The 6,386-nt window shown below is 64.1% G+C and carries 7 protein-coding genes; all 7 read right to left on the bottom strand.

Annotated elements, in window-relative coordinates; genetic code table 11:
• Positions 1 to 187: 187 nt before the first annotated feature.
• Positions 188 to 592 (bottom strand): type II toxin-antitoxin system VapC family toxin, encoded by a 405-nt coding sequence (locus H0W38_RS14030; protein WP_292455093.1) that lies wholly within the window; start codon positions 590 to 592, stop codon positions 188 to 190.
• The gene (locus H0W38_RS14035) at positions 589 to 852 is read right to left on the bottom strand and encodes an AbrB/MazE/SpoVT family DNA-binding domain-containing protein (protein WP_292455094.1); all 264 of its coding nucleotides are present in this window, start codon (positions 850 to 852) and stop codon (positions 589 to 591) included. Before H0W38_RS14035 ends, H0W38_RS14030 begins: the two co-directional genes overlap by 4 nt.
• Before the next feature lie 89 nt (positions 853 to 941).
• Positions 942 to 2,393 carry a bifunctional 2-methylcitrate dehydratase/aconitate hydratase gene (locus H0W38_RS14040; protein ID WP_292455095.1) on the bottom strand — a complete coding sequence of 484 codons (1,452 nt, stop codon included), beginning with the start codon at positions 2,391 to 2,393 and terminating at the stop codon, positions 942 to 944.
• 26 nt (positions 2,394 to 2,419) lie between these two features.
• Positions 2,420 to 2,944: a hypothetical protein gene (locus tag H0W38_RS14045; protein ID WP_292455096.1), complete on the bottom strand. Its 525-nt coding sequence runs from the start codon at positions 2,942 to 2,944 to the stop codon at positions 2,420 to 2,422.
• A 102-nt stretch (positions 2,945 to 3,046) separates the two neighbouring features.
• Positions 3,047 to 4,231, bottom strand: coding sequence for a 2-methylcitrate synthase (gene prpC / locus H0W38_RS14050; RefSeq protein WP_292455099.1), 1,185 nt, complete (start codon positions 4,229 to 4,231; stop codon positions 3,047 to 3,049).
• A 17-nt stretch (positions 4,232 to 4,248) separates the two neighbouring features.
• Positions 4,249 to 5,142: a methylisocitrate lyase gene (gene prpB / locus H0W38_RS14055; protein ID WP_292455101.1), complete on the bottom strand. Its 894-nt coding sequence runs from the start codon at positions 5,140 to 5,142 to the stop codon at positions 4,249 to 4,251.
• A 103-nt stretch (positions 5,143 to 5,245) separates the two neighbouring features.
• The gene (locus H0W38_RS14060; RefSeq protein WP_292455103.1) at positions 5,246 to 6,232 is read right to left on the bottom strand and encodes a malate dehydrogenase; all 987 of its coding nucleotides are present in this window, start codon (positions 6,230 to 6,232) and stop codon (positions 5,246 to 5,248) included.
• Positions 6,233 to 6,386 lie beyond the last annotated feature (154 nt).

The following is a 6,386-nucleotide window of genomic DNA, read 5'->3' on the forward strand; positions in this document are numbered from 1 at the left end:
ACGCTTTCGAGCACGATGCGCATCGACACCGGAAGCCGGCTCACGTTGGGGAACTGCCTGGCGAGTTCGGGTAGCGAGAAGAACTTGCCGGTGGTGCCGGAGGCGGTCTTGAAGCTCTTCTGGGTGTTTTGGAAAGCGTGGGCCATGCGGACCTCGGAATGTGGGTGGTTAAGGGAAGAGAGACGACTCAGGCGGCTCGCGGTTCGATGACCTTCAAGCCCTTGAAGTAGTCGCGGAAGAAGCCGGCGTCGCGGGTGATGAGGGCGTTGCATTGCAGTAGCGCGTGGGCGCCGACGAGGAAGTCCGGCACTGTGCGCCTTAGCACTCCGCCACGCTGGCGGTAGCGGCGCTGCATCTCGCCGGCGCGCAGTGCGGACTTCGCTTCGGTCGGCAGGTAGCCCAGGCCAGCGTCTTCCAGATAGGGCAGCACGTCGCTGCCGTGCTTGAAGGCCGTGCACACCTCCGCCAGCACCACGTCGCAGATCACCACGGGGCCGAGGTGCAGGGCGTCGCGCACAGCGCTGGTCGCAGCTTCAGCCCAGGGATCCTCGCCGAGGAGATCGATCAGCACGGAGGAATCGACGGCAATCACTTGCCGTCGTCCTCCGGCGAGGGGTAGGGGTCGCCCGGGGCGCGGCCGCGAATGGCGCGCATCGCCTCGTCCGTGTTGGCGAAGCCGTCGAGTTTGAAGCGTCCACGCAAGCGCGAGATGGCGTCGTCGACGTTCTTGCGCAGGATGATGCGCCCGCCATCGAGTTCGACCTTGAGCTGCGTGCCCTTGGTCAGGCCGAGCGCGTCTCGCACGGCCTTGGGCAACGTGATCTGCCCACGTTCGGCAACGGTGGCTTCCATGGCGGCTCCTAGTTCATTCGGGGAAAGTATGCACGGATTCTACATACCGCTTCCCGCGTATTCAAGGGCCGCGCACGTTGCGCGAAGGGTCAGATCACGTATAGATCGACGTACTCGTGAACGGGCATCGCCTCGAGCGCCTTCTGATCGAGGCTCACGTCGAGAATCGCGTCCTGCTGCTTCGGCGGAAAGCGGCGCGCCAGGTTGACGCGGAACTTGGCCTCGAGCAGGGGGATACCGTCCTTGCGGCGGCGCTTGTGGCCGATGGGGTACTCGACAACCACTTCTTTCAGCTTCTTGCCGTCCTTGAACTCGATGGTCAGGGCATTGGCGATCGAGCGCTTCTCGGGGTCGTGATAGTCCTTGGTGAAGGCCTTGTCTTCCACGCACTCGATCTTGTCGCGCAGCGTATCAATGCGCCTGTCGGAAGCGACGCTGTCCTCGTAGTCGGCCGCTCTGAGCCGCCCGAAGATCAGCGGCACTGCGACCATGTATTGAATGCAGTGGTCGCGATCGGCCGGGTTATCGAGCGGGCCCTTCTTGTCGATGATGCGGATGCAGGCTTCATGAGTGCGTATGCTGAGCTTTTTAATGTCATCGACTGTCTTGCCGGCCTTGCCGAGTTGCGCATGCAAGGTCATCGCCGCTTCCACCGCCGTCTGCGAATGGAACTCGGCCGGGAAGCTGATCTTGAACAGCACGTTCTCCATGACGTAGCTGCCGTAGGGCCGCTGGAACTTGAACGGCTGGCCCTTGAAGAGCACATCGTAGAAGCCCCAGGTCTTTGCCGAAAGCACCGAGGGATAGCCCATCTCGCCCGACTTCGCGATCAGCGCCAGGCGCACTGCGCGCGAGGTGGCGTCTCCGGCCGCCCAGCTCTTGCGTGAACCGGTGTTCGGCGAATGCCGATAGGTGCGCAGCGACTGGCCATCGACCCAGGCCAGCGACACGGCGTTGAGGATTTCGTCCTTCGTGAGCCCCATCATCTCCGCGACGACCGCGGTGGAGGCCACCTTGACCAGCACCACGTGATCGAGGCCGACCTTGTTGAACGAGTTCTCCAGCGCAATGCAGCCCTGGATCTCGTGGGCCTTGATCATCGCCGTGAGCACGTCCTTCATGACCAGCGGTTTCTTGCCGGCCGCGATGGCATTGCGCGAGAGCCAGTCGGCCGCGGCCAGGATGCCGCCGAGGTTGTCGCTCGGGTGGCCCCATTCGGCGGCCAGCCAGGTGTCGTTGAAGTCGAGCCAGCGGATCATCGTGCCGATGTTGAAGGCGGCTTGAATCGGATCGAGTTGATGCTGCGTGCCGGGTATTTTCGCCCCGTGGGGCACGACCGTGCCGGGCACCACCGGTCCGAGCAGCTTGGTGCAGGCCGGGTATTCGAGCGCCTCGAGTCCGCAGCCCAGGGTATCGATCAGGCAGTTGCGCGCGGTGTCATACGCGAGCGCGCTCTTGATCTTGTACTTGGCGACGTAGTCGACGATGTCGACGAGAACCTGATCGGGCTTGGGGCGGACGTTCGAGATCGGTGCGGACATGAGGCCTCGGAATGCGGAGCGGGACTTTATCTGGCAGCCGCCTTGACGGCTGCGACGGCGGCGCGCTGCTCGGCGTGCGTGCAGCCGTCGACCATGCGCTGGCCGACCTTGTGATTCATCATCATCGATTTGACCGGGATCTGCAGCCACACGATGCCGTTGCGTTGATCCTCGAGGCGCACGGCGCCGGTCGAGGTTTCGCGCGGCGTCATGGTGTAGGTCGCCTTCTGAAAAGCGACGCGGAAGTGGCCCGGCTTGTCGAGCATTGCATCGACGCTCACACTTTGATTGAACTCGCACTGCGCGGTGCCGGTCAGCACGCGGCTGCTGAGTGCAACCTGCTGTTCCGTCAGCGATTCGTTCGCGTCGTCCGGAGCCTGGGCATCGGACTGCAACTGCTTGCTCGAGGGCGAGGCGGCCTTCTTGGCGGGGCTCACCGTTGCGACCTGCTCGATCGGCACGGCCTTCGTCGTCTGAGCCAAAGCCAAGGGACTCGCCGCCAGCAGGCCGGCGGTAAGCAGCGACAGGGACAGGGCGGGGATCGAGTGCATGAAAGGCTCCAAAGCGGAAGTGGAGCTTGGATTCTTGGAGTTGCCTGGGGCCAGAGGCGTTGCAAAGTGCTTCCGGCGCTGGCGCGGCGCGTGCGTTAAGTCTCAGCGGCGCTCGTTGATCGGCACGAAGACCTGATCGTTGGGCCCCACGTAGTTGGCGCTGGGGCGAATGATCTTGCCGTCGATTCGCTGCTCGATGACGTGAGCTGCCCAGCCCGATGTGCGCGAGATCACGAACAGCGGGGTGAACATGGCCATCGGCACGCCCATCATGTGATAGCTGACCGCGCTGAACCAGTCGAGGTTGGGGAACATCTTCTTGGCATCCCACATCACCGCTTCAAGCCGCTCGGCGATAGCGAACATTTTCAGGTTGTTGGCGTCGCGCGACAGGCGCTCGGCCACTTCCTTGATGACCTTGTTGCGTGGGTCGCTGACGGTATAGACGGGGTGGCCGAAGCCGATCACCACTTCCTTGCGTTCGACCCGCGCGCGGATGTCGGCCTCGGCCGCGTCGGGCGTGTCGTAGCGATTCTGGATATCGAAGGCGACCTCGTTGGCGCCGCCGTGCTTGGGCCCGCGCAGTGCACCGATGGCACCGGTGACGGCCGAATAAAGGTCGCTGCCGGTGCCGGCGATCACGCGGCCGGTGAAGGTCGAGGCATTGAACTCGTGTTCGGCATAAAGATTAAGCGAGGTGTGCATCGCGCGCACCCAGAGCTCGCTCGGCGGCGTGCCGTGCAGCAGATGCAGGAAATGTCCGCCGATGGAGTCATCTTCGGTCTCGACCTCGATGCGCCGGCCGTTGTGGCTCCAGTGGTACCAATACAGCAGCACCCCGCCCAGACCGGCGAGCAGCCGGTCGGCGATGTCGCGCGCGCCGGGATGGTTGTGGTCGTCCTTTTCCGGCAGCAGACAGCCGAGCACCGACACGCCGGTGCGCATTACGTCCATCGGGTGGCTGCTGGCGGGCAGCGCTTCGAGTGCGCTCTTCAGTGCGGCCGGCAGGCCGCGCAGCGACTTCAGCTTCAGTTTGTAGGCTGCCAGTTCGGCAGTGGTCGGCAGCTTGCCGTGAACCAGCAAATGGGCGATTTCCTCGAACTCGCTGGTCTCAGCGATATCGAGGATGTCGTAGCCGCGGTACGCAAGGTCGTTGCCGGTACGGCCCACGGTGCACAGCGCCGTGTTGCCAGCGGCCACGCCGGACAGCGCGACCGACTTCTTGATCTTTGGGCCGCTTGCGTTGGCCGGTGTGGCGGCGGACGCGCCTGACGCTGTTTCGCTCATGTTGGGCTCCCCGCGTTTTATTTCTTCCCCGAGAACAGCGCATCGAGATGCTGTTCGTGGCGGTGATAGCCGATGCGCTCATAGAGCTCGTCGCGCGTTTGCATCGTGTCGACCACGTTCTTCTGCGTGCCGTCGCGGCGGATGGCCGTGTACACCGCCTCGGCCGCCTTGTTCATCGCGCGAAACGCGCTGAGCGGGTAGAGCACCATCGCCACGTCGGCGCTGCGCAATTCATCGACGGTGAACAGCGGCGTCTGACCGAACTCGGTGATGTTGGCCAGCACGGGCGCCTTCACGGCTTCCACGAAGCGGCGGTAGGTCGGCAAGTCGTGGGCCGCCTCCGCGAAGATGCCATCGGCGCCGGCCTCGACGCATGCGATGGCGCGCTCGATCGCTGCGTCCACGCCCTCGGCCTGAATGGCATCGGTGCGCGCGATGAGGAAGAAGTCGGCATCGGTCTTCGCGTCGGCTGCGGCCTTGACGCGGTCGGCCATCTCCTGCTTCGAGACGATCTCCTTGCCGGGTCGGTGGCCGCAACGCTTCGCGCCGACCTGGTCCTCGATGTGGCAGGCCGCAGCTCCGAACTTGATCAGGCTTTTGACGGTGCGCGCGATGTTGAAGGCGCTGGGCCCGAAGCCCGTGTCGATGTCGACCAGCAAGGGCCGCTCGCACACGTCGGTGATGCGCCGGATGTCGGTGAGCACGTCATCGAGCGTGTTGATGCCGAGATCGGGCAGGCCGAGCGAGCCCGCGGCCACGCCGCCGCCCGACAGGTAGATCGCCCGGTAGCCCGCGCGCTCGGCCAGCAGCGCGTGGTTGGCGTTGATAGCGCCGACGATCTGCAGCGGCGTTTCGGCTTTCAGGGCCTCGCGAAAGCGGGCGCCGGCTGAGCCGGCGGTTCGAGCGTTCATGGGCAAGTGTCCTGTGCGCGAGCGTCAACCCGGATCGGCGCAGAGAGAACGCGCGCGCGCCGACCGAGGACGAAACCGGAAAATGAGGCGCAAGTCCTCGTTGTCAGAGCAGGTGCTTGACGCCGTCCTGCTCTTCCAGCAATTCCTTGAGCGTGAGGTCGATGCGCTCCCGCGAGAAGGCGTCGATCTCCAGACCTTCGACGAGCTTGTACTCGCCGGCCTCGGTGGTGACCGGAAAGCCGAACATCACGTCCTTCGGAATGCCGTAATCGCCATGGCTCGGCACACCCATCGTCACCCATTTGCCTTGCGTGCCCAGCGCCCAGTCGCGCATGTGATCGATGGCGGCGTTGGCAGCCGAGGCGGCGCTCGAAAGGCCGCGCGCGTCGATGATCGCCGCGCCGCGTTTGCCCACGGTGGGCAGGAAGGTGTCCTTGTTCCAGACCTGATCGTTGATCATGTCCTTCACCGCCTTGCCGTCGGCAATGGCGAAGCGATAGTCCGCGTACATCGTCGGCGAGTGGTTGCCCCACACCGCCATCTTCTCGATGCTCGCCACGGGCTTGCCGATCTTGGCGGCCACCTGGCTCAGCGCACGGTTGTGGTCGAGGCGCAGCATGGCGGTGAAGTTGTTGCGCGGCAGGTCGGGAGCGCTCTTCATCGCGATGTAGGCATTGGTGTTGGCCGGATTGCCGACGACCAGAACCTTGACATTGCGGCTTGCCACGGCATTGAGCGCCTTGCCCTGGCCGATGAAGATCTTGCCATTGATGGACAGCAGTTCCGAACGTTCCATGCCCGCTTTGCGGGGCATCGAACCGACGAGCAGGGCGTAGTCCGTGTCCTTGAATGCGGTCATCGGATCGCCGTGCGCCTGCATGCCGGCCAGCAGCGGAAAGGCGCAGTCCTCGAGTTCCATCATCACGCCCTTGAGAGCCTTCTGCGCCTTCTCGTCGGGGACTTCCAGCAACTGCAGGATGACGGGCTGGTCTTTGCCGAGCATCTCGCCCGAGGCGATGCGAAACAGCAGTGCATAGCCGATCTGGCCAGCGGCACCGGTGACGGCCACACGGACGGGTGTCTTGCTCATGATGGAGAAGCTCCGGAAAGTTGGGAATCGGGGTGGCGGGGCGAGCGTTGCGACGAGGCCGCCGCTGAGCGCCAAGTGTAGAAGCAAGTCTAGGCGGCTGGCTTCGAAGCGTCAAAGCTCCTCTGTTTTATATAAGACATCTTTCAGCATTCTT

Origin of the sequence: Methylibium sp. (assembly GCF_013817365.1) — a bacterium.
Lineage (GTDB): Bacteria > Pseudomonadota > Gammaproteobacteria > Burkholderiales > Burkholderiaceae_C > Methylibium.

Bases quoted from the DNA above. Each gene is read 5' to 3' on its own strand.
- H0W38_RS14035 (WP_292455094.1), bottom strand. From the start codon at position 852: ATGGAAGCCACCGTTGCCGAACGTGGGCAGATCACGTTGCCCAAGGCC.
- prpC (WP_292455099.1), bottom strand. From the start codon at position 4,231: ATGAGCGAAACAGCGTCAGGCGCGTCCGCCGCCACACCGGCCAACGCA.
- H0W38_RS14045 (WP_292455096.1), bottom strand. From the start codon at position 2,944: ATGCACTCGATCCCCGCCCTGTCCCTGTCGCTGCTTACCGCCGGCCTG.
- H0W38_RS14060 (WP_292455103.1), bottom strand. From the start codon at position 6,232: ATGAGCAAGACACCCGTCCGTGTGGCCGTCACCGGTGCCGCTGGCCAG.
- H0W38_RS14040 (WP_292455095.1), bottom strand. From the start codon at position 2,393: ATGTCCGCACCGATCTCGAACGTCCGCCCCAAGCCCGATCAGGTTCTC.
- prpB (WP_292455101.1), bottom strand. From the start codon at position 5,142: ATGAACGCTCGAACCGCCGGCTCAGCCGGCGCCCGCTTTCGCGAGGCC.